This is a genomic window from Aliiroseovarius sp. M344 (assembly GCF_025140835.1).
Classification (GTDB): Bacteria; Pseudomonadota; Alphaproteobacteria; order Rhodobacterales; family Rhodobacteraceae; genus Aliiroseovarius.
The window spans coordinates 173,474-196,165 of sequence record NZ_CP081153.1 but is presented as its reverse complement, the minus strand read 5'-3'; the positions used below and the strand labels follow the sequence as shown (position 1 = coordinate 196,165).

Genomic DNA, 22,692 nt, shown 5'->3' with positions numbered 1-22,692 from the left:
TTACTGAGCACTTTGTGGCAAGCCGTCAGCAATTTCGTAATAGTCGCCCTTGTCAGCGACAAAGATGTGTTTTTCGAGGGTCAGGCCAGTCGGTCCATCAATGGCCCCAAGCGCAAAACTGATCGCGTCCTCATCATGGGCTTTCCAGAACAGAAACGACCCGCAGTTGCGGCAAAAGCCACGCTCGGCGATATCACTTGCGGCATACCAATTGACGTCGCCCTTGATGGTCAGCTCACTCGTTGGCACAAAGGCAGATGACCATACGCCACCGGATTGTTTTCGGCACTGCGAACAATGACACATCGAAACTCCTTTTGGCGACGCGTTGGTCTCAAACTGGATATTACCGCACAGGCAGCTTCCTTTGAGCATGGTGCTCTCCTTAATAGACTGGCGGGGCGATGACCCAGATTGCAATGGCGGGATCGTCATAGGGATTTGCCCATTCATGCAGCTCGCCCTTTATCCGAAAACTGTCGCCCTGCCCGACGGTGAAGCGTCGCCCGCCTATGATCAGATCCAACTTGCCAGACACCATATACCCGACCTCTTGCGTCGGCCGTTGTGTGGGTTTCTCGATCTTCGAATGCGGCTTGAAGGTGGAATGCACCATTTCAAAATCATCGGTTAGGTCGGGGGACAAAAGTGCCTCGATCAGGCCGTCGTCACCAGATCCCATTGATCGCCGATCTTGGGCGCGTACGACATAGCCAAGCTCTTGTGCGGGCGCAGAGGTATTCACGAACAACATCGACATCGGCACCCCCAGCGCTTGGGCGATACCTCGTAGGTCTGTGATCGATGGCGCTGACTTGTCTCGCTCAACTTGGCTCAACCAGCCAACCGAACGTTTCAGTGCTGCGGCCAGATCCGTCAACTTCATCCCACGCGCTTTGCGCAGGGCGCGAATATCTGCGCCCAAGCTTCTGGATGAGGCGGGATCGCTGTGTAGCATGCTGGTCGTCCATCGCGAGGCTTGAAACGGCGCGTGAAATTTTCACGCATTTTTTCACGATGGGCCGCAATCGTGATTCGAGGCAAGCGGAATCTCTTCCCGCTCTGCTTAGCGCTGGAAAGTCGCGTTCAGGATATTGGTCAGGTGGGTCGCATCGTCCTGCGTGAAAGCGCTGGGTTGATTGCTGTCGATGTCGAAAACGCCAATCAAGCCACCCGCGCCGTTCCAGACGGGCAACACCAACTCGGAGCGCGTCGAGGAAGCGCATGCAATGTGGCCGGGAAACGCGTCCACATCATCGACAAGTTGAACCTGACCTGTACGCGCCGCGGCACCACAAACCCCGCGCGAGAACGGAAATTGCAGACACCCGTGGCCACCTTGGTAAGGGCCGATTTTCAACATGCCAGGCTCTGTTACACGGTAAAAGCCGGTCCAATCGAAGCGATCATCGGCATGATGCACTTCGCAGGCAATCGTTGCCATCAACGCCACGTGATCGCGTTCATTCTCGGTCAGTGACGCAATCACCTGCGCGAGATTGTCATAGTCAACCTGCGACATATGGGCTCCAATGCAAAAGGGCGCGGCCACCCGCGCCCTTTGCTCTATATGCCGGTGATCAGACTCGTTCAATCGCGATAGCTGTGCCTTCGCCCCCGCCGATACAAATCGCGGCAACACCACGTTTCAACCCACGTTTTTCAAGAGCGTTCAGAAGCGTCACGATGATCCGCGCGCCAGACGCGCCAATCGGATGGCCCAGCGCACAGGCGCCACCGTTCACATTCACCTTGTCACGGGTCAGGCCCAACTCGTGCATGAAAGCCATCGGCACGACAGCAAATGCCTCGTTCACCTCCCACAGATCAACGTCATCGGTCGACCAGCCCAACTGCTTCAACAGTTTTTTGGCGGCCGGCACGGGCGCTGTTGGAAACAGGTTGGGTTCCTGTGCATGGCTGGCATGGCCGAGTATTCGCGCGCGAATTTTCAAGCCTTTTGCTTTGGCTGCATCTTCGGACGCAACAACCAATGCCGCTGCCCCATCCGAGATCGAGGAACTGTTGGCGGGCGTTACCGTGCCATCCTTGCGGAAGGCAGGTTTCAGGGTTGGAATTTTTTCGGGCCGGGCATTGCCGGGTTGCTCATCTTCCGACACGACGACCTCGCCCTTGCGGGTCTGAATGGTTACCGGAGCAATCTCGCCATCGAAAGCACCGGTTCTTTGGGCGTCCAGCGCATTGGACAAGGATTTCAGTGCATATTCGTCCTGCGCTTCGCGGGTGAACTGAAAACTTTCTGCGCAATCCTCGGCAAAAGTGCCCATCAGGCGACCTTTGTCATAGGCATCTTCAAGCCCATCCAGAAACATGTGGTCGATCACGGCCCCATGACCAATCCGCGCGCCGCTGCGCATTTTGGGCAGGATATACGGCGCTTCGGTCATGCTTTCCATCCCGCCGGCAACCATTATGTCAGTGCCACCCAATGCAACTTGATCGTAGGCAATCATCGTGGTTTTCATACCCGAGCCGCACATCTTGTTCAGCGTGGTGGCGGGCACTTCATTGCCCAAACCCGCTGAAAACCCGGCTTGGCGCGCTGGGGCCTGACCCTGCCCGGCTGGCAAGACACACCCCATCAGAAGCTCTTGGATATCCCCAGCGTCGGCGCCAGCATCCACAAGCGCGGCCTTGATGGCGGCACCACCCAAGTCGGCCGCTGCCACCCCAGAAAACGCGCCTTGGAAACCTGCCATCGGTGTGCGCGCGGCACCTGCGATTACTACGTTCTTCATCGTCTTCTCCGTCCCAATGCAAAATCCTGACTACGCTTACCGAATGGTAACGATCGCCGTCTAGACTGTAGTTCTACCATTCGCCTGAAGGAGACAACAGTTGGAACTGACCCATAAGGATACTGCCATCGCGCGTGTAATCACGGTGAACGAGAACAGAATCGACGCCGCCATCGCCATCAGCTTCAAAGACCGCATGCGCGAACTGACAGAAGGCGGACCCGACCGCATCTTGGTCGACCTGGCGCAAGTCGACTTCATTGATTCCAGCGGGTTGGGGGCAATCGTCGCCGCGATGAAACAAGTTGGGCCTGGCAAGTCTTTCGAATTGGCGAGCCTGTCTTCAACCGTTCAGAAGGTTTTCAAGCTGACCCGGATGGATACCGTCTTCTCGATCCACACGAATGTCGACACCGCTTTGGGTGGCGGCCTCGCCGATGCCAGCTGAGACGCTTTGTTTCATGGGGCAAGCAACTGACCTTCACCAATCGGCACTCACGCCACAGAAGAACGAGATGCAGCTCTTTTTCCCAGCTGAGCCGATGGCTGTCCGAAAGGCGCTTAAAGCTTCAATGGCAGGATTGATGCACCTAAACCTGACTTCGGACGAAAAGGGAGTGATCGAGATTGTTTTGGCCGAAGTTCTGAATAATGTCGTCGAACACGCCTATGCGAACAATAAAAAAGGCGTCGTTGAACTGCAGGTTAAACGCATGTCGGACAACTTGGTTTTCACGGTTCTGGATGATGGTGTGCCGTTGCAGGGTGACGACGTGCTGAAGGGGCCTGCGCCTAAACTTGAAGGCCCCGTTGCCGATCTTCCCGAAGGTGGGTTTGGATGGTTCTTGATAAAAGAACTGACACAAGACCTGACCTATATACGCAGCAACGTCCGAAACAAGTTGAATTTCACCATTGCTTTGGCGAATACGCGGGTCAGCTGACACCGCGGCACAGACCGGACGGGTAAATCACGCGCTCACCCGATTCACTCAGTTGGCAAAGGTTGCGTCACCACCTAGTCTTCGCGAAAGTCACACCGCGAGGATCCATGAGAGATTTCCACCTGCCCGGGCGCTCGCCCGTCATTGCCACGAACGGGCTTTGCGCGACGTCGCATCCGCTTGCGGCGCAAACCGCATTGGACATCTTAAAGGCGGGTGGGAATGCCGTGGATGCGGCTATTGCAGCCGGGGTTTTGCTGAGCATTTGCGAACCCCATATGACAGGTATCGCGGGCGACTGTTTCGTCTTGCTGGATGCGCCGGGACAAAACGAGATCATCACATTGAATGGATCCGGTCGGTCACCCCGCGGCCTCTCGGCGGACGCATTGCGCAGCGCAGGTCACACCAACATCCCTGAACGCTCGGTCCACTCTGTCACCATCCCCGGTGCGGTCGATGCATTCTGCATGTTGGCCGCGGATTGGGGGCGGCTCTCTTTGGCAGAAACCCTCGCTCCAGCCATCCACTACGCAGAAAATGGTGTGCCAGTAGCCCCGCGCGTCGCACAAGATTGGAAAATCGCGGCGCGTGATGGCTGCTTGTCTGGTGTTGCGCGCAATTACTACCTTCACGATGGCGCAGCCCCTCAGATCGGGGATGTTTTTCGGTCGCCTAAGCAGGCCCGGGTCTTTCGCGCCATTGCTGAAAAAGGGCGTGCCGGGTTCTATGAGGGAGAGGTCGCCGAAGATCTGGTGGCCAGTTTGCAGGCTATGGGTGGCGTTCACGACCTGGACGATTTTGCAGCACCACAGGCATTCTATACCAAATCGATTTCAGGTACTTACAGGGAAATTGATCTGGTTGAGCATCCCCCAAATGGCCAGGGCGCGACAGCGATCCTGATGGCAAACATCTTGTCGCATTTTGATCTGCCATCCTTCGACCCACTGGGCGCACAGCGGGCGCATATCGAAGTGGAGGCCGCCAAGCTGGCCTATGACGCACGCAACCGAATCATCGCTGATCCGAATAAAACCACCGGGCTAGATGACATGTTGTCGGCAGAATTTGCCGCCAAACTGGCTGATCTTATCCACCCCAGCCGGGCGATGACCGCACCGCCCAACACAGGCGAAGCCACCCATCGCGACACGGTCTATCTGACGGTCGTCGACAAGGACAGGATGTCGGTATCGATGATCTTCTCAATTTTCCATTCCTTCGGCACGGGACTGGCGTCGGACAAATTTGGTGTTCTGTTTCAGAACCGTGGCGCGGGGTTCAATCTGATCGCCGGGCACCCGAACGAAGCGGGTGGTGGAAAACGTCCGATGCACACGATTATTCCCGGAATGCTGCGCGAAGGCGGGCGGGTTACAATGCCGTTTGGTGTTATGGGGGGGGCATATCAGCCAAACGGGCATGTGCGGTTCCTGACCAACATGGTCGATTTCGGCATGGACGCGCAAACCGCGATCGATGCCCCGCGCGCGTTCTCAGAAAAAGGCGTGCTAAAACTGGAACGAGGATACGGTACGGATGTAGGCGCAGAGTTGGCCGACATGGGGCACAAGATCGAAACTCCCGAAACACCGTTGGGCGGTGCACAAGCCATTCGCATTGATCACGAGCGTGGGGTGCTGATCGGGGCGTCTGACCCCCGCAAAGATGGATGTGCGATCGGCTTTTGAAGCGCGATCAATTCATCTGGACATGCAAAGGATACTGTCCATCCTCAAGATCGCCGAAGAACTCTGGCACATCCGGGTGGCTCACCGGTTCGCCCGAATAATCCGCGATCAGGTTCTGCTCTGACACATAAGCGACATAGTAACTTTGGTCGTTTTCAGCGAGCAGGTGATAAAAAGGCTGGTCCTTCTGGGGTCGGCTGTCTTCAGGAATGGCGTCATACCATTCTTCGGTGTTCGAAAACATGGCGTCCACGTCAAACACAACACCCCGGAAGGGGTGCTTCCGGTGACGGACAATTTGCCCAAGCGAATATTTGGCGCGTGTCTTTAACATAAAGCAAAGCTCCTAAACTAATAATTAGCGCTTTCAAGGGGTGTTTGTCTATGCGAACAGCCCCTGTTTTTACGAAACAAATTGTGTAACGCGCGGTCCTGTGACCCTTATGAACGCTTGTGCGCGGGTCCATGCTGGTCGCAATTTTTTCACATTCTTTCATTTCCCAGCCCAGAGATTTTCGGCTATAGTCCTAAAAAAAATAAAAGATTGCGAGAGGCAGATGAGCAGACTTCTTCGCGCAGCATTAATCTTGTTATTCGTGGCATCATGCGGAGGGGACTCCAAAGCGCCGCGAAATCTGGACAATGCGTGCAGCATTATCAAACAGCGTCCGAACATCTATCGGGCATTGAAGCGCACCGAGCGGAAATGGAACGTGCCAACGCCCGTTCTGATGGCGATGATCTATCAGGAATCGAAGTTCATAAAAGACGCCCGAACACCGGTCAAATATGTGCTGGGTGTTCTTCCGATGGGCCGCCAAAGTTCGGCATATGGCTATGCCCAGGCACTGGATGCCACATGGAAAGAATACCAACGCGCCGAAGGTGGCCGAGGCGCGCGGCGCACTGACATCAAGGACGCGGCGGATTTCATGGGCTGGTACATGAACGAGACGCGCGACAAGACGGGCATCCCCCTGAATGACGCTCGCAACCAGTATCTGGCTTATCACGAAGGGCGCACAGGCTATCTGCGTGGCAGCTATCAGTCGAAAGCCTGGCTGTTGCGGATCGCGTCAGAAGTAAACGCCCGCGCGATCCTGTATCAACGTCAGCTTGCCAGTTGCCGTCGCTAAGCCAGCAAGCCGTTTAGCGACAACTGGCTCAGCGCGAACGCTGTTTGATCGCTGCCGTGATCGAAAACAGTGAGCTTTTGAGAGGCGCGCCTTTCGAAAGCTCACCCAAGATGACCGTCGTTTTCGACCCGGCATTGTCAGTGATAATCCACTGACGCAACTCGGTCGGGTTGCTGGTAAATTTCAGTTCAATCGTACCGATCTCGGGGTTCTGCGGATCCTGTGCCAACACGGTGGTCGCTGTCCCGTCATACTTGTGACCCACCACCATCTGGGCCTGATTAAGGTCCACATTTCTTGCCAGAATCAGGTTCAGCGGCGTGCGTTTCAATGGATACTGCTGCGGGCCCGCATTTGATTTTCCATCAAAGATCGCGACTTGCGAGCCGCCGGCGACGACCAGAGCATCGGTCGGCGCGTTGTATTCAAATCGTGCCCGGCCTGGCCGCTTCAAATAGATCGTTCCGGTCGAGATGGTGCCATCGTCGTTGATCTGCGTAAACTGAGCTTTGGCCGTGTCCAGCTTGTTCAGATATTGCGAAATTGTGTTCAGCGATAGCTTTTCCGCCATTGCCGGCACCGCGCTCAGCGCCACCACGGCGGCGGCTATCATCATACGTACGGGGGTCATTCATCCTACCTCTACTGCTCGGGCGTACTCTATCCCGATTGATATGGGAAGATTAAGTCCGAACAGAAGATGATAGGCGATAACACGCTTTACAAGATGCTGTGTTATTCCGCGACCGCTGCGGTGACGATAACTTCAACCTTCAGCTCTGGCGTTGCCAGATGGGCCGAACCGGTCGCGCGTGCGGGCGCGTGGCCTTTTGGCACCCATGCGTCCCACACCGCGTTCATCTCGGCGAAGTCCTTCATGTCGGACATCCAGATGACAGCTTGCAACATGTGCTTGGTTGACGATCCTGCCTCGTTCAGCAGCGCTTCGACACGGGCAAGGCATTCGCGTGTCTGATCGGCGACACTGTCACCCGCGTTGCCCACTTGTCCGGCCAGATAAATAACGCCTTTGTGGGTCACGCTTTGGCTCATCCGGTCGGTGGTATGGCGTCGTTGTATCATTTCATGCCTCGATATTGCTGTTTTGGAATGCGCCCACCTTGGCAGGCCCATCAGTTCTTATTGTTCGGGGATCAGGATTTCGCGCTTACCGACGTGGTTCGATTCTGACACAAGACCCTCGTCTTCCATCTGCTCCACAAGTCGCGCGGCTTTGTTATATCCGATGGCCAGCTTTCGCTGGATGTAAGAGGTCGAGCATTTGCGATCCTTGATCACAATCGCCACGGCCTGATCATAAAGCGCATCTTCACCATTGGTGTTGCCGCCAGTGTTCAGACCCAGCACCGCGTCAATGTTGTCAGCCTTGTCATCAGTTGGCCCGTCGACCACGCCACCGACATACTCCGGTGCACCAAAGCCCTTGAGGTATGTAACAATCTCTTCGACCTCTTCATCCGAAACGAACGGCCCATGCACACGGGTGATCTTCGATCCGCCAGCCATATAAAGCATGTCACCCATGCCCAGAAGCTGTTCAGCCCCTTGTTCACCCAGAATGGTGCGGCTGTCGATTTTCGAAGTGACCTGAAACGAGATCCGGGTGGGGAAGTTCGCCTTGATCGTGCCGGTGATTACATCAACGGATGGACGTTGCGTGGCCATAATCAGGTGAATGCCCGAGGCCCGCGCCATCTGCGCCAGACGCTGGATGCAGGCCTCGATTTCCTTACCGGCAACCATCATCAGGTCGGCCATCTCGTCGACGACCACCACGATGTAAGGCAGTTTTTGCGGTTCAAACTCGTCGGTCTCAAAGATCGGCTCGCCGGTGTCGTCATCAAAACCAGTCTGGACCGTGCGTTCGAACATCTCGCCTTTTGCCAGAGTATCTGCGACGCGACCGTTATAGCCTTCAATATTGCGCACACCCATTTTGGACATCTTGCGATAGCGGTCTTCCATTTCGCCGACGACCCATTTCAAGGCCACAACCGCCTTTTTCGGATCAGTCACAACGGGTGACAGCAGGTGCGGGATGCCATCATAGACGCTCAGTTCCAGCATCTTCGGGTCGATCATGATCATCCGGCATTCTTCCGGTGTCAGTCGATACAGAAGCGACATGATCATCGTATTGATGGCCACGGATTTACCAGAACCAGTGGTCCCGGCGATCAGCAGGTGCGGCATCTTGGCAAGGTTCGCGACAATCGGATCACCGCCGATATCTTTGCCCAGCGCCAGCGGAAGACCGTGGTTGCCATCTCCAAAATCACGGGTGGACAGAATTTCACGGAACGATACCATCTCGCGCTTTTCATTGGGAAGTTCTATGCCGATGACCGACCGGCCCGGCACGGTCGAAACACGCGCGGACAGTGCCGCCATCGAACGTGCTATATCATCTGCCAGACCAATCACGCGGCTGGCCTTCAAGCCGGGGGCGGGCTCAAGTTCATACATGGTGACAACAGGGCCGGGACGAACCGAAACGATTTCGCCTTTGACGCCATAGTCGTCCAGCACGGTTTCCAACATCCGCGCGTTTTCTTCCAGCGCTTCGTCAGACAGGTGGTGGCGTTCGATGGTCACCGGGTTCGCCAACAGGCTCAGCGGCGGCAATTCATAATCCGGGTGGCTTTCTTCGAACTTCAATGACGGCTGGGCTTCAGCCTTGGCGCGGGCGGAGGTCGGCGTGGCTTTGCGCGCGGTATGCTGCACAACTTTCTTGGCAGGCTGCGACAGCCCGGCATGAGGTGGCGTGTAAACGCGCGGTTCTGCCGGGGCTGTATCCGGGTCCATCAGGTCCTCAACGATCAGATCGTCATCCACAACATCGTCATGTGGGGCCATCATCGCGGCTTCATCCAGATATTGGCTGTCTGCCTCGTCCCGCTGCGGGGCGGTGTTCAGGATCATAGGATCAGGGCTGCGCCGATGGCGCGCGACAGCACGTGCCAGCGGCGGCTCGGCGCGTGTCGGATCGCCCAGCGACGGTTGATGCGCGCGGTTTTTCAGGGCGGATGCGATCTTGGCGCGAATGCGGTCTTCACCGCCCAACCCTTCGGGAATATCGCCGTCAAAGGTGGGCAGTTCGACCAACTCGGGTTCTGGATCGGGCGTGCGGCGAAACAGCGACTCCAGCAAACCAGGTTTGGACGGTGCAGGGGCCGGCTGTTCGATCACGTCGTCATTGGGCGCGGTGGCCCCTTTCAACGGTGGTTCTGGACGCATGACCCGCGCGGCACGAAGTGGCGGCGGCGCGGTAAACTCTTCATCATCACCGTCAGCATAGTCACCGTCGGCATCGGCTTGTGCCAAGCGCTCCTGTTTTCGGGCAGCCTGACGGGCCTGCATTTGACGGGCCGTCATCGCGGCACCGCTTGCCGCCCCTTTTGCGCCCTTACCCAGCAGCGAAACAACGCCCGCATAGCTCATCACCAACCCGACGACCAAGAAATGACCAAAGCGTTGAATTTCGAACCGGTCAATCCCGACTACGAACAATACTGCGCCAAGGGCTGCGATAGCCGACACAACCGACATAATTTTCAAACCGAGCCCAGCGCCGACCGGCAGCCCTGCGAGCAATGCGCCCAGCACAGTGTCTCCGAACAAGCCGCCCAGCCCAAAAGAATGGGTCCAGCCCGCACCCGGAACCAGTGTCGAGGCATAGATCGAACACAGCGCCACAGCGATCGGCGCAAAAATCAGGCGGCCCATAACGCGGTCTTGGCCAATGTGGAAGGTCAGGCGCAGGCCCCAAACGGCAAGGATCAAAGACAAGGACCACGCTCCCAACCCGGCAATAACCGCCAGTGGTGACGCGATGAAGGCACCAATCCGTCCTAAAGCGTTCTGCGCAGGCGCGTCTGTGGCGGACATCCAACCGGGATCTTCCGGCGTATAGCTGCCAAGGATCAGGGCCACGATGACGCCAAGGGCGATCAGCCCTAGCCCCAGAAGCTCTTTCCCCCGTCGCTCAATCACAGCCTGCGTATTGCTGTCAAAGATCGGATCCCGTTGTTTCGCCTGATACGCCATACCACCACGTCCTTACGTAAAGAGACAGTCGCGGATCTGAACCAACCCGCGCTGCATTTCTTGTTTTGGGGCCACCATTGCGACCCTGACATACCCCTTGCCGGGGTTTTGATTATTTACATCCCGCGACAGATAAGCACCGGGCAATACCCGCACCCCCGTCTCGGTCCAAAGCTTCATTGCGGCCTGTTCGCCGTCTTCAACCGGCAGCCAAAGAAAAAACCCGGCATCGGGGCCTTTGTAGCCACCAATTCCGGCGAAAATCTGATCCGCAACTGCGTATTTTTCCTGATACAGCGCGCGGTTCTCGGCGACATGAGCCTCGTCCGCCCAGGCCTTTTCAGCAACGCGTTGCAGGGGCAGCGGCAAAGGTGCGCCTGCATAGGCACGCAACTGCCGAACCCGTTGAATGCTTTCTGGTCCACCCGCGACAAATCCCGACCGTAGGCCTGGCAGGTTCGACCGCTTCGACAACGAATGGAATGTCACAACACGCTCGGGATCCGCGCCACCTTCGTTGGCGATCTCAAGCGCGCCAATTGGCGGTCTGTCGCGATAAATCTCGGAATAACATTCATCTGCGAATATCTGGAAATCGTATTTCTCGGCCAGCGCGATCAGGTTGGCCCAGTAATCGCGATCAGCTACAGCCCCCTGCGGGTTGGTGGGCGAACAGATATAGGCAACCTCGGTCCGGTTCAGAATATCTGGCGACAACTGAGAATAATCAGGCAAAAAGCCTGTCTCGGCGGTTGCTGGCAGAAAAATCGGCTCTGCCCCAACCGTCGCGGCGGCCACCGCATAGACCTGGTAAAACGGGTTCGGGATCAGTACGACGGGCTTGTCGCCCCGCGCAGTTTGTTCAGGGCACAGCGCGATGAGCGTGTTGAACAAACCCTCGCGTGTCCCATTCAGCGCCATGATCTGTTTTTCCGGGTCCAGCCGGACGTCATAACGCCGCTTCAGCCAATCTGCAATCGCCGTCAGAAGCTCTGGCGATCCTTCATTCGGTGGATATTTCCCAAATTCTTCAGAGTGTTGGGCAATAATCTGCGGCACCCATTCAGGAAATGGGTGTTTTGGCTCGCCAATGGTCATATGCATCACTTCGCCGCCGGGTTTATGGGCGTCAAGAAGGCTCCGCAGGCGCGGAAATGCATACTCGGGCAAGCTGGAATACCGCTCGGGAAACGTCATTGGAACGTCACTATACTGCCTCAAATCTCGGGATCATTTCGCCCCGTTTGAACCGAAGATAGCCCGCAAATTCTGGCAGGTCCAGAAAAACGCCGGTTTTTTAGATGCTTGTAGGAATTTGCTGTGGCTTTTAGGCCAACACCGCCTCGGCCGCGGCACCAAGACGCAACAGCCGTTCTTCGGCCATAGGCGCGCCCAGCAGCATGATCCCCGTGGACGGCAACCCGGTTGGCAAGCTCAGCCCACACGATCCCATCAGGTTTCCAATTCGCGTATTTCGCAACGCCCAAAGGTTTTCCTCAACATAGTAGTCGTGATCGGCCAGCAGCCGCGCCGCGTTGGGCGGCATGATAGGTGAGGTGGGGAGTACGACTGCGTCATACCCGGCCACGGCCGCGTGGTATTCTTTCCGGATACCGTCAAGCCGTTGCCACGCGCGCACAAAATCGACGCCCGAGAATTGACTGCCTGCGCGGAAACGCTCCAGAACTTCGGCAAACATCAAGTCGGGTTGTGCCTCGATCTCGTCCTGCCAGGTCGCATAGGCTTCAGTGGTGAACAGAACACCGGACATCGCCAAGGCTTCATCAACAATAGGCAGATGGGCGCGCTGGATCACAGCGCCGCCATCCATCAAACGGCCGATGGCACTGTCGAAACCGGAAATTGGTGCGTCCCGTGCACCTTCCAGCCCGTTCTCAAGAACCAATAAGCGCGCACCTTTCAGGCTTGCTCCGCGCAAATCGGCCGCTGTGCCGCCTTCCAGCGCGGCCAGCATAAGCGCTGCGTCCTCAACCGTCCGGCACAATGGTCCGACGGTATCGAAACGTGCCGCCAGCGGCACGACGCCCTTTAATGATAAGCGTTTCGACGTTGTTTTCAGGCCAACCAGATCATTCCAAGCCGACGGAATGCGCACAGATCCACCAGTATCCGAGCCGATACCGCAGGCCGCCAAGCCAAAGGCCACAGATGTCGCTGCCCCCGAGCTTGAACCACCAGACACAGCATCATGGTCGTTCACACAGGGGCTGGTTGCAGTTACGGGGTTTAGGCCGAGACCTGAAAAAGCCAGCTCGCTCATGTGGGTTTTGCCAAGGCAGACCAGACCCTGCGCCGTTGCGTTGCGCAATACGGCTGCGTCGCGGGTAGGTACCCGACCCTTCAAAAGCGCAGAACCCGCTTCGGTCGCGATATCTGCCGTATCAAACAGGTCCTTCCAGCTGATCGGAACGCCATCCAGCAGACCCAAGCGATGGCCAGCTGCCGCGCGCTTTGACGCCGCCGCCGCTTCGGACAGGGCGCGGGTTTCGGTCAGGCGGGCATAGATGCGGCCCGCGAACTCATGCGCTTTGATCGCCGCCAGATAGGTTTCGGTCAGGTCCAGCGGGTCAATCTCGCCGGTCCCGATCCCACGACCCAAGTCGCCCATGCTCATGGTCAGCCACTGGTTCCTCATCCGCCCCTCCTGTCCTTTGTTTGGATGACGGTAGCGGCGCATCAGCGCATGGACAATCCCCCGCAACGGGTTCACAAAGGGCGGATGAAACTTGATGCCGATATTCTGATCGTTGGCGGCGGGTTGAACGGCCCTGCGCTTGCCTTGGCACTGGCCGATACCGGCTTCACCATCACAATGGTCGATGCGCTGCCCAAGGCCGCGCGCGGCGGGGATGATTTCGACGGGCGCGGTTATGCGCTGGCCCTCGCCTCACAGCGGTTGCTGGCAGCCATTGGCGTTTGGCCAGCGGTGGCCCCAAACGCCCAGCCGCTTCTGGATATCCGCATCTCGGACGGTCGTCCCGGCGAAGGGCCCAGCCCCTTTGTGCTGGAATTCGACCACGCTGAAATCGACGAAGGGCCGATGGGCTATATGGTCGAAGATCGCTTCTTGTCGCGCGCCTTTCTGGACGCGGTTGAGGCGCATCCAAATGTTACGCTGATTGATCAGGAAACCGTGGTTGCTCAGCGTGTTGACCCCGCCTCGGTCACTCTTGAACTTGAATCGGGAAAGCAACTGACGGGTCGAATGGTTGTGGGCTGCGACGGGCGACGGTCGGGCACGGCTGAACGCGCTGGTATCGGTCGGCACGGTCATGATTATGGGCAAACCTCGCTGGTTTGCGCCATTGATCACGAGCTGCCCCATAACGGAGCGGCGCACCAGTTCTTCATGCCATCGGGTCCGCTTGCGATCCTGCCGCTGCCGGGCAATCAATGCTCGATCGTCTGGACCGAAACCCGCGCCGAAGCGGCTCGCATCCATGCATTGGATGATGAGGGTTATCTTGAAGAATTGCGCCCACGTTTCGGGTCTTTTCTTGGTGACATCAGCCTTGCTGGCAAGCGCTTTACCTATCCGCTGAACCTGACCGTCGCGAACGCTTTTTTCGCAGATCGGCTGGCCTTGGTTGGTGACGCAGCCCATGGGCTGCACCCGATTGCGGGCCAAGGCTTGAATGCCGGGTTGAAAGACGTCGCTGCACTGGCCGAAGTTTTGACACATGCCCGCCGTCGCGGTGAAGACATCGGGCGGCGGGATGTGCTGGAACGGTATCAACAATGGCGCCGATTTGACGTAGCACAGATGGTTGCCGCGACTGAGGCCACCAACCGGCTGTTTTCAAACGACAACCCGATTTTGCGTGCCGCACGTGATCTTGGATTGGGGGTGGTGAATGCGATGCCGAGCCTGCGCCGTGGCTTTATCCGGGAAGCGGCCGGATTGACCGGCGACTTGCCTCGGTTGTTGCAGGGCCGCCAGATTTAACGCGTCAGTCTTCGATCTTCCGCGCTTCATCGACCAGCATCACGGGGATACCGCCCCGGATTGGAAAGGCCAGCCGCGCCGCCTTTGACACAAGCTCTTGCTTGTCCGCGTCATAGCTCAAAACTGATTGGGTTACCGGGCAGACAAGTGCCTCGATCATGTGGCGGTCAAACTCGGTGGTCTTGGCTTCGCTCATTGTACCTTCTCCTCACCCACGCCTTTGCGCAGGGTAAATTCCATCAACGTCACCAGAGTCTCACGCCGCGTGGTCAGCGATGGCGCTTCCAGCAGCGCTTGTTTGTCTTCGGGATCAAAGGGGCACAACATAGACAGGGCGTTGATCATCAACTCATCTTCTGCGGTTTGCAGGTTGTCCCAATCGGTCTGCAACTCTTCCAATTCAAAATAACGCTCAAGCAGCTTGAAGAACGCATCGCGATCCAGCCCCTGGTCATGTTCTGGCTTGCCAAGGTCGCGGTCAAAACTGCGCCAATCCACTTCAGCGCGCAGGTAGGGCGTGAACCCCTGCTGTACCGCGCCCAACCGAAAGCGCGACACACCTGTCAGCGTAATCATATAGCGGCCATCTTCGGTTTCGGTGAACGAGGTGATCCGCCCCGCGCTTCCGATGGCGTGCAAGCGGGCATTTTCGCCTTCGTCGTCGCCCATCGGCTGTATCATTCCAATCAGTCGCTCGGGCGTTTTCAGGGCATCGTCAAACATCGCAAGGTAACGCGGTTCGAACACGTGCAATGGTAAACGCCCGCGTGGCAACAGCAATGCCCCAGGCAATGGGAACAATGGCAAGAAATCTGGCAGGTCAGCGGCTGAGATCATACCCACACTGTAGCGCGGCTGACGCGATCACACAAAGATCATTGATGACAACTTGCGCCGACCGGTCAAGGCAACCGGGTCTTTCGCGTCCAACGCATCAAAAATAGTGAACAATTGCACCTTCGCGGCCCCGTCGTTCCAGTCCCGATCCCGGCGGAACAGTTCTAACAACTCATCCACCGACGCCTGCACATCGCCTGATGCGTTCAGGGCCACAGCCAGATCGAACCGTGCTTGATGATCTTCTGGGTTGGCATCCACGGCAGCACGCAGCTCGGCCACCGGCCCTGCGCTTTCCGCCTGACGCGCCAGTTCGATCTTCGCTCGGGCAACTTCTAATTCTGGTGCGTCCGAGATCTCGGCAGGCGCGCCGTTCAGAACGGCTTCTGCCTCGTCCGGTTTTCCGGCAGCGACATGTGCTCGCGCCAAACCGCCGAACGCCGCCGCATTCTTGGGGTCTTCCTCAAGCACGGCAACGAAGGTTTGCGCTGCATCATCTATTTCGCCGGCTTCCAACATTTCTTCGGCGGCGGCAATGGCATCGGCCAGACCGTTATCCGCATCGCCTCCCAAGGCTGCCACGCGATTGACGAACTCTTTCACTTCAGAAGCCGGAACTGCCCCCTGAAACCCATCAGCAGGCTGGCCCTGCCAGAAAGCATAGACGGTCGGGATCGACTGCACGCGCAATTGCCCCGCAATCCCCTGGTTCTCGTCCACATTGACCTTCACCATGCGCACTTTGCCGCCGGCCTCGGTGACGGCCGCTTCCAGCGCGGGACCAAGCGTTTTGCACGGGCCACACCACGGCGCCCAGAAATCAACAATGATCGGAACTTCCTGAGACGCCTCAACCACATCCTGCATGAAGGTTGCTTCGCCCACATCTTTGATCAGGTCAGTTGCGGCTGGCGCGCCACCGAGTTCGAGTTCCATTGTCATTAGCTCCTGCAAATTCTCTAGGGCCTATATGACCCCTGTCCCGCCTTTTTTAAAGGTCGAAAGTGGCAAAGACTGGCGCGTGATCCGATGGTTTTTCCCAACCGCGCGCATCGCGCAGCACGCGCGAGCCATGAGCGGCATTCGAAATATCCGGCGTGGCCCAAACATGATCCAGACGGCGCCCTTTGTCGGCTGCATCCCAGTCCTTCGCACGATAGCTCCACCAAGTGTAAAGCAGCCCTTCGGGGATGTCCTGCCGGGTCACGTCAACCCAACCCGCGGCATCCTGAACCTCCGCCAGCGCTTCAACCTCGACCGGGGTGTGGCTGACCACTTTCAGAAGTTGCTTGTGAGACCAGACATCATCCTCGCGCGGGGCGATGTTCAAATCCCCCACAAGGATCGATTTGCCGGGTTTCTCGGCGAAGAATTGGTCACGCATGTCGGTCAGGTAATCGAGTTTCTGGCCGAACTTCTCGTTCACCACACGGTCAGCCACATCGCCACCTGCGGGCACATAGAAGTTGTGGATCGTAACGCCGTTCTCTAACTGCCCCGCGATATGGCGGGCATGATCTAGGCCTGCGAAATCGAAGCTCACCACCTCTTTCATCGGCAGGCGCGACAGGATCGCGACGCCGTTGTATCCCTTCTGCCCGCGCGCCACCATGTGGGTGTAGCCAAGTGCCGCAAAGCCTTCTGTTGGGATCTTGTCAACCGGGCTTTTGCATTCCTGAAGGCACAGCACATCGGGACCTTCTTCGGCCAAAAGCTTCTGCACAATCGGTTCGCGCAGACGGACCGAGTTGATGTTCCAGGTGGCCAGGGTGAAGCTCATGTTATCCTCCGATTGTCGCGCATTTGAGGCGACCATAGAGGACGGATCAAAAAGTGAACAGGGGCGAGTTTGACCCCGCCCCATGCCCTCAAGCGTAAGATACCACTTCCCATTCGACGCCATCATGGTCGTCAAAATAGAAGCGCCGCCCCGGTTCATAATCCCCATGATTATGCGGGGTAAATCCGGCAGCTTTCACACGCGTTTCAACCGCGTCGATATCATCAACAGTCACCCCCACATGGTTCAAACCGGCCCGGGTGGTATAGGAATGCTGGGGGTCGTCAATACGCCGGTTGGGCGTGTACAGAGCCACATAGCTGCGCTCATCCCCGACATGGGCGGTGTGCCCACCCGAGATCGCATCGCCTTCCCAACGGACTTTCCAATCAAACACCGCCCCCAACCAAGCAGCTGTCGCCTTGGGGTCGCTTACAGTCACATTCACATGCTCTAGATTTGCCATTTTGGCCTCCTTGATCTTCGTTGCGACTCGGTTGATAATTCCTAAAGCTAACTTTAGCTCAAGCTTTTTTTGAGAGGTCCAATGGAGCGCAGAAACGAGATTTCCATCGGCACACTGGCATCCCGCACCGGGCTGGCCGTATCCGCCATCCGGTATTACGAGACCCAAGGTCTGGTCGCACCTGAACGCAACGCGGGCGGGCAACGCCGGTTCTTGCGGTCGGATATTCGCCGCCTGAGCTTCGTCATGATCGCACAGAAGTTTGGCTTCACACTGGATCGTATCCGCGAGGTGTTGGGCCGCTTGCCCGAAAACCGAACCCCCACCGCGAGAGATTGGACCGCGATCTCGCAAGACTTTCGCGCGGAGCTGGATGAACAAATCGCAGCGCTCACCCGCCTGCGCGACAAGCTGGACGGCTGTATCGGGTGTGGCTGCCTGTCGCTGGACCGATGCGCGCTCTACAACCCGGAGGATGTGGCGGCCGAGAATGGCGCCGGACCGCGGTATTTGCTGGGGGATGAGACGGTACGGCCGGAGGGGTGAATGAGTTCACAGTTCTCTGGCATTGACAGCTTTCAGCCCAAACAGACCAGTAAAAATTGACTGATAGATTTATTTGCCGACCAAGACCGCATAAGCGTAGTGTGTTGACTTGTAGCAAAACAGCTGGAGCCCAGAAATGTCCGAAGTGAACGACAAAAGAATGACCGCCCACATAGAGGGGGACTTCGTTGTCTTTCTGATTGGCATGAGAATTAACAAGCTTCTGAAGCCTCACAAGTGGCTTCCGGCTGTTATGGCGATGCCAAGGATGTTGAAGGAGCTGAACGCATTGCCCTCGGAAGAGACCGGGTTTCTGGGCGCAACCAGTGCCGGCCTTGGTGTAACCCTCCAGTATTGGAGGAGTTTCGAACATCTTGAGCGTTATGCCCGCTCAAAGGATCATGCGCATTTTCCGGCATGGGTGGCATTCAATAAGCGCATGAAAACCAACCGAGCAGACGTTGGAATTTGGCACGAAACTTATCTGGTGAAAGCTGGGCAATACGAGACTGTTTACTCAGCGATGCCGCCTTTTGGCTTGGGCAAAGCTTCTGAGTTGTTGCCGGCAACGGGAAACCGGAGTGAGGCACGCACAAGGTTGGAAACGTGATTTGACCTCAAAGCAGCAGTTGTAGCTTTGTCCCGCAAAGCTCCCTCTCCACCTCAAAGCTTCAGCTTCATATGAATCACCCGCTCGTCATCCCCACCAAACGCCTCTGGATCCGTAAACTTGACGAACCCCAAGCTCTCATAAAGCGGCAGCGCCTCGGCGTGGCGATAAAGCGCATCAAGCCAGACCGTGCCGACGCCTTGCGCCCGCGCCTCTGACAGCAACGCCTCGCCCAGCAATCGGCCAATCCCTTTGCCGCGTGCTGTATCGCGCACATACATCCGGTTCATCTCGGCGTCATTGTCGCCCTTCGGTTTCATCATTACGATCCCGACCGGAGCGTCATCCAGAAGGGCAAGGAAACTATCGCCGTGCGGTGGCAGGAAATAGTCTTCGAAGTTCTCAAGCTCGCCTTTGACGTTCTGCTCCTCAAGATACTCATCAATCGTGGCAAGCATCTCCGGGTATCTGACGCGCAGAAAATCGAAAAACTCCCAGACCAATGTCCTTACATGGTCGATCTCTTCCGCGCTGCGAACTGAAATGATATTTGCTGACATGTTCTATCCCCCGACAGAAGTGTACTCGCAAACCTCGCCAGTTGGCAAAAAAAGACCGGGCGCAAAGCCCGGCCAGTCCATCAGGGAGGATGTGCCCATAACCCTGGACACAAGGGATATATTAAGCGTTCAGGCGATACCCGCCGCTTTCGGTCACCAACAATCGCGCATTCGACGGATCAGGCTCGATCTTCTGGCGCAGGCGATAGATGTGGGTCTCTAACGTATGAGTCGTTACACCCGCGTTATAGCCCCAGACCTCATGCAGCAGCACATCACGCGCCACCACGCCGTCGTTTGAGCGATAGAGGAACTTCAGGATGTTTGTCTCTTTCTCGGTCAGGCGGACTTTACGGTCTTCTTCGGTGATCAGCATCTTCATCGAGGGCTTGAACGTGTACGGTCCAAGCTGGAACACCGCGTCTTCGCTTTGTTCATGCTGGCGCAACTGGGCACGGATGCGGGCCAAAAGAACCGGGAATTTGAAGGGCTTGGAAACATAATCATTCGCGCCAGCGTCCAGACCCAAAATGGTGTCGGAATCGGTGTCATGGCCCGTCAGCATCACAATAGGACACTTTACGCCCTGCTTGCGCATGACGCGGCACAGCTCGCGGCCATCGGTGTCCGGCAGACCCACATCAAGGATCACAAGGTCATAGATCGCCTCTTTCGACTTGGTCAGCGCTTCGGACCCGTTCCCGGCTTCGAAAACATCGAAATCCTCGGTCATCAAGAGCTGCTCAGCCAGCGCGTCGCGCAGGTCTTCGTCATCATCAACCAGCAATATCTTTTTCAGCGTGGACATTTCGCCCTCCTCTGTCGTGTTGTCTAAACAGTTGTTACCAGCTCACGTGATTGGCAAGATTTGCAACAATGGGTTCACGCCCTCGTGTCAATTGCCCGGTAAATGTTTCATATCGTGTCAGTTCGTCCTGACGCACTTCGCGAAAATCGGTGATTCAAGTTCTTCGCGAAACACTTTAACTATGGGGCGTGAAAGGATGCCGATGACACTTGCCCCCAATCAGACCGAGCTTCTGGCCCGCGCCCGCGCCGATCTGCGCATGGGGGTGCCGGTTGTGCTGATGCATGACACGCGCGCAGTTCTGATCGCTGCGGCCGAGACGCTGTCGTCTGGCCGATTGGCAGAGATGAGGAGCCTTGGCGCACCGATACTTGCGATTTCACCACGACGAGCGAACACATTGAAGGCACGCGCCTACTCCGACCACGCAGCCCGGATCGAGCTTCCCCGCGATGCCGGAACCGACTGGATCGCGTCGGCCGCTGACCCCGCCGACGATCTGACGCACCCGATGAAAGGACCGTTTCGTACACTGCGTGACGGTGATGACAAACTAGAGGCACAGTCTATCGCATTGTGTAAATCCGCACGGCTGTTACCCGCGGCTTTGGTGGTCGATCTGCCCAACGCATCTGACCTCATCGCCGGAAACAACCTTACCGCCCTGTCGATTGATGACGAACTGATCGATAGCTTGTCCCTTGCGCCCGTGATCCATGCCCGGCTGCCTCTCTCGGTCAGCGACGCCGGGCGGTTGCATATCTTTCGCCCGGACGACGGCAGCGAAGAGCACTATGCCGTCGAGATCGGGCGCCCGCCTCGCGACAAACCGGTTTTGACCCGCCTGCATTCGGCCTGCTTCACCGGTGATGTGCTTGGCAGCCTAAAATGCGACTGCGGTCCGCAATTGCACACCGCTTTGGAGCGGATGGGCGACGAAGGGCATGGCGTGCTGCTCTATCTGAATCAAGAAGGTCGCGGTATCGGACTAGCCAACAAGATGCGCGCTTATTCGCTTCAGGATCAAGGCTTTGACACAGTCGAAGCAAACCATCGCCTCGGATTTGAAGACGACGAGCGTGACTTCCGCATCGGGTCAAAAATTCTCAAGTCGTTGGGGTTTTCCTCCGTAAGGTTGATGACCAACAACCCGCGAAAAGTCGCCATGATGGAAGAAGCCGGCATCTCTGTCGTGGAACGCGTGCCACTGAAAGCAGGCAAAAGCGCTCATAATGCAGAGTATCTGGCGACCAAAGCTGCCAAGTCCGGTCATCTGCTGTGATCGCGCAGCGGACGGACATGGTGGTGACTCGCTGGAATGCGCGCTTCTTGGGGCGGCGGTTTCGCGTTTCAATCGGGCGCGGCGGCATGACGGGCAACAAGCGCGAAGGCGACCTGGCCACCCCGCGAGGGATCTGGCGGATCATGGGCGGCGGCTACCGCGCCGACCGAACCGTAATACCGCAATTGAACAACAGCGGCATTGCGCTCCAACCGATTGGCCCGCAAGACATCTGGTCAGATGACCCCGAAGATCCTGCTTATAATCACGCCCTCAGCACCCCCAACCATCCATTCAGGCATGAAAGACTGCGCATGGCGCCCCGGCTGTACGATGTCTTTCTGATCAGCGATTGGAACTGGCCCGACGCCCAACCTGGCAAGGGCTCGGCCATCTTCATCCATCAATGGCGCAAACCGCGCCACCCCACCGCCGGATGCCTAGCCTTCGCCCCAGAAGATCTGCGCTGGATCCTTAAGCGCTGGACACTGCAAAGCCGCATCATTGTCCGCTAAATGTTTCTTCTGGCTATAAATATCCTGGGGTGAAGGCCGCAGGCTGAGGGGCAAAGCCCCTTACCCGTACTCGCGCTCTCCAAAGATCGCAGAGCCCACACGAACATGGGTCGCCCCTTGGGCAATCGCACTCTCAAAATCGCTGCTCATTCCCATCGACAACTGGTCCAACCCATTGCGCTTCGCCATCTTTGCCAGCAACGCAAAATGCAGGCTCGGTTCTTCCTCAACGGGCGGGATACACATCAGACCGACAACTGGCAGGCCCAGCGCGCGGCACTCCTCAACAAACTCGTCTAGATCCGCTGGCATGATCCCAGCCTTTTGCGGTTCTTCGCCTGTATTCACCTGAATAAAGAGCTTCGGACATTGGCCCTCTTCAACGGCAATACGGGCAATCGCACTGGCAAGCTTTGGTCTGTCGACCGAATGGATCACATCGAACAGACCCATGGCCTGGCGGGTTTTGTTGGATTGCAGCGGACCAATCAGGTGCAGTTCGACACCATCGAACCGTTCCTTCAAATCTGGCCACTTGCTTGCGGCCTCTTGAACCTTGTTTTCGCCAAAGACACGGTGGCCCTCTTCCAAAACGGCAACAACCCGCTCCAGCGGCTGCACTTTGGACACTGCGATCAACTGAGTCGATCCGGGTGCGCGGCCCACGCGCGCTTCTTCCTTGGCGATACGGTCGATGATGTCGGAAAGTGGCATGGAACC

Annotated in this window: 27 protein-coding genes; 9 read left to right on the top strand and 18 right to left on the bottom strand. The window is 57.2% G+C overall.

Annotated elements, in window-relative coordinates:
* The 4 genes from K3556_RS00975 to K3556_RS00960 all read right to left on the bottom strand — a co-directional run bounded on the left by K3556_RS00975 (window position 1) and on the right by K3556_RS00960 (window position 2,759).
* The gene (locus K3556_RS00975) at window positions 1-375 is read right to left on the bottom strand and encodes a GFA family protein (RefSeq protein WP_260517876.1); all 375 of its coding nucleotides are present in this window, start codon (window positions 373-375) and stop codon (window positions 1-3) included.
* A 10-nt stretch (window positions 376-385) separates the two neighbouring features.
* Window positions 386-958, bottom strand: a complete 573-nt coding sequence (locus K3556_RS00970) for a helix-turn-helix domain-containing protein (RefSeq protein ID WP_260517875.1) — start codon at window positions 956-958, stop codon at window positions 386-388.
* A 108-nt stretch (window positions 959-1,066) separates the two neighbouring features.
* Window positions 1,067-1,522 (bottom strand): GAF domain-containing protein, encoded by a 456-nt coding sequence (locus K3556_RS00965; RefSeq protein WP_260517874.1) that lies wholly within the window; start codon window positions 1,520-1,522, stop codon window positions 1,067-1,069.
* Between the two features lie 58 nt (window positions 1,523-1,580).
* Window positions 1,581-2,759 carry a thiolase family protein gene (locus tag K3556_RS00960; RefSeq protein WP_260517873.1) on the bottom strand — a complete coding sequence of 393 codons (1,179 nt, stop codon included), beginning with the start codon at window positions 2,757-2,759 and terminating at the stop codon, window positions 1,581-1,583.
* A gap of 100 nt (window positions 2,760-2,859) precedes the next feature.
* On the opposite strand from K3556_RS00960, the gene K3556_RS00955 reads away from it, so the two are divergent.
* The 3 genes from K3556_RS00955 to K3556_RS00945 all read left to right on the top strand — a co-directional run bounded on the left by K3556_RS00955 (window position 2,860) and on the right by K3556_RS00945 (window position 5,397).
* Complete coding sequence (locus K3556_RS00955) at window positions 2,860-3,207, top strand: STAS domain-containing protein (protein ID WP_260517872.1); 348 nt, start codon at window positions 2,860-2,862, stop codon at window positions 3,205-3,207.
* A gap of 67 nt (window positions 3,208-3,274) precedes the next feature.
* Entirely contained in the window at window positions 3,275-3,703 is a 429-nt protein-coding gene (locus tag K3556_RS00950; protein WP_260517871.1) for an ATP-binding protein, read from the top strand.
* Between the two features lie 107 nt (window positions 3,704-3,810).
* Entirely contained in the window at window positions 3,811-5,397 is a 1,587-nt protein-coding gene (locus K3556_RS00945) for a gamma-glutamyltransferase family protein (RefSeq protein WP_260517870.1), read from the top strand.
* 7 nt (window positions 5,398-5,404) lie between these two features.
* On the opposite strand, the gene hspQ is transcribed toward K3556_RS00945, so the two are convergent.
* On the bottom strand, window positions 5,405-5,731 hold the full coding sequence (gene hspQ / locus K3556_RS00940) for a heat shock protein HspQ (RefSeq protein ID WP_260517869.1): 327 nt from the start codon (window positions 5,729-5,731) through the stop codon (window positions 5,405-5,407).
* A 223-nt stretch (window positions 5,732-5,954) separates the two neighbouring features.
* Between hspQ and K3556_RS00935 the strand changes: the two genes are divergently transcribed.
* Entirely contained in the window at window positions 5,955-6,533 is a 579-nt protein-coding gene (locus K3556_RS00935) for a transglycosylase SLT domain-containing protein (RefSeq protein WP_260517868.1), read from the top strand.
* A gap of 28 nt (window positions 6,534-6,561) precedes the next feature.
* Here the strand turns inward: K3556_RS00935 and K3556_RS00930 are convergent, their stop codons facing one another.
* From K3556_RS00930 to K3556_RS00910, 5 genes are all read right to left on the bottom strand, one after another.
* Window positions 6,562-7,164 (bottom strand): LolA family protein, encoded by a 603-nt coding sequence (locus K3556_RS00930; protein WP_260517867.1) that lies wholly within the window; start codon window positions 7,162-7,164, stop codon window positions 6,562-6,564.
* 104 nt (window positions 7,165-7,268) lie between these two features.
* On the bottom strand, window positions 7,269-7,616 hold the full coding sequence (locus K3556_RS00925) for a RidA family protein (protein ID WP_260517866.1): 348 nt from the start codon (window positions 7,614-7,616) through the stop codon (window positions 7,269-7,271).
* 57 nt (window positions 7,617-7,673) lie between these two features.
* Window positions 7,674-10,601 (bottom strand): DNA translocase FtsK, encoded by a 2,928-nt coding sequence (locus tag K3556_RS00920; RefSeq protein WP_260517865.1) that lies wholly within the window; start codon window positions 10,599-10,601, stop codon window positions 7,674-7,676.
* Window positions 10,602-10,613: 12 nt separating this feature from the next.
* Window positions 10,614-11,798 (bottom strand): aminotransferase class I/II-fold pyridoxal phosphate-dependent enzyme, encoded by a 1,185-nt coding sequence (locus K3556_RS00915; protein WP_260517864.1) that lies wholly within the window; start codon window positions 11,796-11,798, stop codon window positions 10,614-10,616.
* A gap of 130 nt (window positions 11,799-11,928) precedes the next feature.
* The gene (locus tag K3556_RS00910; RefSeq protein WP_260517863.1) at window positions 11,929-13,257 is read right to left on the bottom strand and encodes an amidase; all 1,329 of its coding nucleotides are present in this window, start codon (window positions 13,255-13,257) and stop codon (window positions 11,929-11,931) included.
* Window positions 13,258-13,341: 84 nt separating this feature from the next.
* On the opposite strand from K3556_RS00910, the gene K3556_RS00905 reads away from it, so the two are divergent.
* Window positions 13,342-14,568, top strand: coding sequence for an FAD-dependent monooxygenase (locus K3556_RS00905; RefSeq protein ID WP_260517862.1), 1,227 nt, complete (start codon window positions 13,342-13,344; stop codon window positions 14,566-14,568).
* Between the two features lie 4 nt (window positions 14,569-14,572).
* Here K3556_RS00905 and K3556_RS00900 read toward each other — a convergent pair whose 3' ends face one another.
* From K3556_RS00900 to K3556_RS00880, 5 genes are all read right to left on the bottom strand, one after another.
* Window positions 14,573-14,764, bottom strand: a complete 192-nt coding sequence (locus K3556_RS00900) for a Trm112 family protein (RefSeq protein ID WP_260517861.1) — start codon at window positions 14,762-14,764, stop codon at window positions 14,573-14,575.
* Entirely contained in the window at window positions 14,761-15,405 is a 645-nt protein-coding gene (locus K3556_RS00895) for an LON peptidase substrate-binding domain-containing protein (RefSeq protein ID WP_260517860.1), read from the bottom strand. The genes K3556_RS00900 and K3556_RS00895 overlap by 4 nt, the downstream gene beginning before the upstream one ends.
* 27 nt (window positions 15,406-15,432) lie before the next feature.
* Entirely contained in the window at window positions 15,433-16,341 is a 909-nt protein-coding gene (gene trxA, locus K3556_RS00890) for a thioredoxin (RefSeq protein WP_260517859.1), read from the bottom strand.
* Window positions 16,342-16,396: 55 nt separating this feature from the next.
* Window positions 16,397-17,185, bottom strand: coding sequence for an exodeoxyribonuclease III (locus K3556_RS00885; protein ID WP_260517858.1), 789 nt, complete (start codon window positions 17,183-17,185; stop codon window positions 16,397-16,399).
* Window positions 17,186-17,273: 88 nt separating this feature from the next.
* Window positions 17,274-17,651, bottom strand: coding sequence for a VOC family protein (locus tag K3556_RS00880; RefSeq protein WP_260517857.1), 378 nt, complete (start codon window positions 17,649-17,651; stop codon window positions 17,274-17,276).
* Window positions 17,652-17,732: 81 nt separating this feature from the next.
* On the opposite strand from K3556_RS00880, the gene soxR reads away from it, so the two are divergent.
* Both soxR and K3556_RS00870 read left to right on the top strand, forming a co-directional pair.
* Window positions 17,733-18,197, top strand: coding sequence for a redox-sensitive transcriptional activator SoxR (gene soxR / locus K3556_RS00875; RefSeq protein WP_260517856.1), 465 nt, complete (start codon window positions 17,733-17,735; stop codon window positions 18,195-18,197).
* A gap of 136 nt (window positions 18,198-18,333) precedes the next feature.
* A complete protein-coding gene (locus K3556_RS00870) occupies window positions 18,334-18,807 on the top strand; it encodes a DUF4188 domain-containing protein (protein ID WP_260517855.1) in 474 nt (157 codons plus the stop codon).
* 53 nt (window positions 18,808-18,860) lie between these two features.
* Here the strand turns inward: K3556_RS00870 and K3556_RS00865 are convergent, their stop codons facing one another.
* Window positions 18,861-19,367, bottom strand: a complete 507-nt coding sequence (locus tag K3556_RS00865; protein ID WP_260517854.1) for a GNAT family N-acetyltransferase — start codon at window positions 19,365-19,367, stop codon at window positions 18,861-18,863.
* Window positions 19,368-19,488: 121 nt separating this feature from the next.
* On the bottom strand, window positions 19,489-20,175 hold the full coding sequence (locus K3556_RS00860) for a response regulator transcription factor (RefSeq protein ID WP_260517853.1): 687 nt from the start codon (window positions 20,173-20,175) through the stop codon (window positions 19,489-19,491).
* A gap of 202 nt (window positions 20,176-20,377) precedes the next feature.
* On the opposite strand from K3556_RS00860, the gene ribA reads away from it, so the two are divergent.
* Both ribA and K3556_RS00850 read left to right on the top strand, forming a co-directional pair.
* The gene (gene ribA, locus K3556_RS00855; RefSeq protein WP_260519279.1) at window positions 20,378-21,457 is read left to right on the top strand and encodes a GTP cyclohydrolase II; all 1,080 of its coding nucleotides are present in this window, start codon (window positions 20,378-20,380) and stop codon (window positions 21,455-21,457) included.
* Window positions 21,458-21,474: 17 nt separating this feature from the next.
* Window positions 21,475-21,972, top strand: a complete 498-nt coding sequence (locus K3556_RS00850) for a L,D-transpeptidase (protein ID WP_260517852.1) — start codon at window positions 21,475-21,477, stop codon at window positions 21,970-21,972.
* Between the two features lie 60 nt (window positions 21,973-22,032).
* Here the strand turns inward: K3556_RS00850 and K3556_RS00845 are convergent, their stop codons facing one another.
* Window positions 22,033-22,686, bottom strand: coding sequence for a YggS family pyridoxal phosphate-dependent enzyme (locus K3556_RS00845; protein ID WP_260517851.1), 654 nt, complete (start codon window positions 22,684-22,686; stop codon window positions 22,033-22,035).
* Between the last annotated feature and the right edge of the window lie 6 nt (window positions 22,687-22,692).

Bases quoted from the DNA above. Each gene is read 5' to 3' on its own strand.
- K3556_RS00975 (WP_260517876.1), bottom strand. From the start codon at position 375: ATGCTCAAAGGAAGCTGCCTGTGCGGTAATATCCAGTTTGAGACCAAC.
- K3556_RS00970 (WP_260517875.1), bottom strand. From the start codon at position 958: ATGCTACACAGCGATCCCGCCTCATCCAGAAGCTTGGGCGCAGATATT.
- K3556_RS00965 (WP_260517874.1), bottom strand. From the start codon at position 1,522: ATGTCGCAGGTTGACTATGACAATCTCGCGCAGGTGATTGCGTCACTG.
- K3556_RS00960 (WP_260517873.1), bottom strand. From the start codon at position 2,759: ATGAAGAACGTAGTAATCGCAGGTGCCGCGCGCACACCGATGGCAGGT.
- K3556_RS00950 (WP_260517871.1), top strand. From the start codon at position 3,275: ATGCAGCTCTTTTTCCCAGCTGAGCCGATGGCTGTCCGAAAGGCGCTT.
- K3556_RS00945 (WP_260517870.1), top strand. From the start codon at position 3,811: ATGAGAGATTTCCACCTGCCCGGGCGCTCGCCCGTCATTGCCACGAAC.
- hspQ (WP_260517869.1), bottom strand. From the start codon at position 5,731: ATGTTAAAGACACGCGCCAAATATTCGCTTGGGCAAATTGTCCGTCAC.
- K3556_RS00935 (WP_260517868.1), top strand. From the start codon at position 5,955: ATGAGCAGACTTCTTCGCGCAGCATTAATCTTGTTATTCGTGGCATCA.
- K3556_RS00930 (WP_260517867.1), bottom strand. From the start codon at position 7,164: ATGACCCCCGTACGTATGATGATAGCCGCCGCCGTGGTGGCGCTGAGC.
- K3556_RS00925 (WP_260517866.1), bottom strand. From the start codon at position 7,616: ATGATACAACGACGCCATACCACCGACCGGATGAGCCAAAGCGTGACC.
- K3556_RS00920 (WP_260517865.1), bottom strand. From the start codon at position 10,601: ATGGCGTATCAGGCGAAACAACGGGATCCGATCTTTGACAGCAATACG.
- K3556_RS00915 (WP_260517864.1), bottom strand. From the start codon at position 11,798: ATGACGTTTCCCGAGCGGTATTCCAGCTTGCCCGAGTATGCATTTCCG.
- K3556_RS00910 (WP_260517863.1), bottom strand. From the start codon at position 13,257: ATGAGGAACCAGTGGCTGACCATGAGCATGGGCGACTTGGGTCGTGGG.
- K3556_RS00905 (WP_260517862.1), top strand. From the start codon at position 13,342: ATGAAACTTGATGCCGATATTCTGATCGTTGGCGGCGGGTTGAACGGC.
- K3556_RS00900 (WP_260517861.1), bottom strand. From the start codon at position 14,764: ATGAGCGAAGCCAAGACCACCGAGTTTGACCGCCACATGATCGAGGCA.
- K3556_RS00895 (WP_260517860.1), bottom strand. From the start codon at position 15,405: ATGATCTCAGCCGCTGACCTGCCAGATTTCTTGCCATTGTTCCCATTG.
- trxA (WP_260517859.1), bottom strand. From the start codon at position 16,341: ATGGAACTCGAACTCGGTGGCGCGCCAGCCGCAACTGACCTGATCAAA.
- K3556_RS00885 (WP_260517858.1), bottom strand. From the start codon at position 17,185: ATGAGCTTCACCCTGGCCACCTGGAACATCAACTCGGTCCGTCTGCGC.
- K3556_RS00880 (WP_260517857.1), bottom strand. From the start codon at position 17,651: ATGGCAAATCTAGAGCATGTGAATGTGACTGTAAGCGACCCCAAGGCG.
- soxR (WP_260517856.1), top strand. From the start codon at position 17,733: ATGGAGCGCAGAAACGAGATTTCCATCGGCACACTGGCATCCCGCACC.
- K3556_RS00870 (WP_260517855.1), top strand. From the start codon at position 18,334: ATGTCCGAAGTGAACGACAAAAGAATGACCGCCCACATAGAGGGGGAC.
- K3556_RS00865 (WP_260517854.1), bottom strand. From the start codon at position 19,367: ATGTCAGCAAATATCATTTCAGTTCGCAGCGCGGAAGAGATCGACCAT.
- K3556_RS00860 (WP_260517853.1), bottom strand. From the start codon at position 20,175: ATGTCCACGCTGAAAAAGATATTGCTGGTTGATGATGACGAAGACCTG.
- ribA (WP_260519279.1), top strand. From the start codon at position 20,378: ATGACACTTGCCCCCAATCAGACCGAGCTTCTGGCCCGCGCCCGCGCC.
- K3556_RS00850 (WP_260517852.1), top strand. From the start codon at position 21,475: ATGGTGGTGACTCGCTGGAATGCGCGCTTCTTGGGGCGGCGGTTTCGC.
- K3556_RS00845 (WP_260517851.1), bottom strand. From the start codon at position 22,686: ATGCCACTTTCCGACATCATCGACCGTATCGCCAAGGAAGAAGCGCGC.